We start from the raw sequence: 1,837 nt of genomic DNA on the forward strand, positions 1-1,837 counted from the left end.
ACCCAAACAGTCTTATGCTCTGGCCGATCAGATAATTCATTGTGGACACTTGCCGAGAAGAGGCGAGTCGTCGATTAAGGAGGTGATCCAGCCGCAGGTTCCCCTACGGCTACCTTGTTACGACTTCACCCCAGTCATGAACCACACCGTGGTGATCGCTCCCCCGAGGGTTAAGCTAACCACTTCTGGTGCAGTCCACTCCCATGGTGTGACGGGCGGTGTGTACAAGGCCCGGGAACGTATTCACCGTGCCATTCTGATGCACGATTACTAGCGATTCCGACTTCACGGAGTCGAGTTGCAGACTCCGATCCGGACTGAGGCAGGCTTTCTGGGATTAGCTCCACGTCGCCGTCTTGCAACCCTTTGTACCTGCCATTGTAGCACGTGTGTAGCCCTACTCGTAAGGGCCATGATGACTTGACGTCATCCCCACCTTCCTCCGGTTTGTCACCGGCAGTCTCCTTAGAGTTCCCGACATGACTCGCTGGCAAATAAGGATAGGGGTTGCGCTCGTTACGGGACTTAACCCAACATTTCACAACACGAGCTGACGACAGCCATGCAGCACCTGTCTGTGCGCTCCCGAAGGCACCAATCCATCTCTGGAAAGTTCGCACGATGTCAAGAGTAGGTAAGGTTCTTCGCGTTGCATCGAATTAAACCACATGCTCCACCGCTTGTGCGGGCCCCCGTCAATTCATTTGAGTTTTAACCTTGCGGCCGTACTCCCCAGGCGGTCGACTTATTGCGTTAGCTGCGCCACTAAGAACTCAAGGCTCCCAACGGCTAGTCGACATCGTTTACGGCGTGGACTACCAGGGTATCTAATCCTGTTTGCTACCCACGCTTTCGCACCTCAGTGTCAGTGTCAGTCCAGAAGGCCGCCTTCGCCACTGGTATTCCTCCCGATCTCTACGCATTTCACCGCTACACCGGGAATTCTACCTTCCTCTCCTGCACTCTAGCCTAACAGTTCCGGATGCAGTTCCCAGGTTGAGCCCGGGGCTTTCACAACCGGCTTATCAAGCCACCTACGCGCGCTTTACGCCCAGTAATTCCGATTAACGCTTGCACCCTCCGTATTACCGCGGCTGCTGGCACGGAGTTAGCCGGTGCTTCTTCTGCGAGTGATGTCCTTCCTGGCAGGTATTAGCCGCCAAGCCTTCTTCCTCGCTGAAAGTGCTTTACAACCCGAAAGCCTTCTTCACACACGCGGCATGGCTGGATCAGGCTTTCGCCCATTGTCCAATATTCCCCACTGCTGCCTCCCGTAGGAGTCTGGGCCGTGTCTCAGTCCCAGTGTGGCTGATCATCCTCTCAGACCAGCTACGGATCGTCGCCTTGGTAAGCCGTTACCTTACCAACTAGCTAATCCGACATAGGCTCATCCGATAGCGCAAGGTCCGAAGATCCCCTGCTTTCCCCCTTGGGGCGTATGCGGTATTAGCTTGAGTTTCCCCAAGTTATCCCCCACTACCGGGCAGATTCCTATGCATTACTCACCCGTCCGCCGCTCGACGCCTCCTAGCAAGCTAGGTTCGTTTCCGCTCGACTTGCATGTGTTAGGCCTGCCGCCAGCGTTCAATCTGAGCCATGATCAAACTCTTCAGTTTAAAATCATACGGTCTTGCCTTCCCGAAGGAAGAAGTAGACCAAACTTGGCTCAAGGTTCAAACGTCTCAAAAAATCAGCCGATATGGCTTCTTTTGACGAGTCGCTTGCCTTGAAGTATCGGTGACTGACCACCCCTTCATCGACAAGCGCCCACATGAATTATCTGATCGATTGTTAAAGAGCAGCTCCGGGCTCTATAAAGAGTGGAGCATCCCGCATC

The 1,837-nt window shown here is 54.2% G+C and carries 1 rRNA gene; it reads right to left on the reverse strand.

Features of this window, described 5'->3' with window-relative positions:
• Positions 1-75 precede the first annotated feature (75 nt).
• A 16S ribosomal RNA gene (locus HF027_RS15380) occupies positions 76-1,616 on the reverse strand.
• Between the last annotated feature and the right edge of the window lie 221 nt (positions 1,617-1,837).

Origin of the sequence: Halomonas salinarum (assembly GCF_012062845.1) — a bacterium.
In the GTDB taxonomy this organism is placed as follows: Bacteria; Pseudomonadota; Gammaproteobacteria; order Pseudomonadales; family Halomonadaceae; genus Onishia; species Onishia salinarum.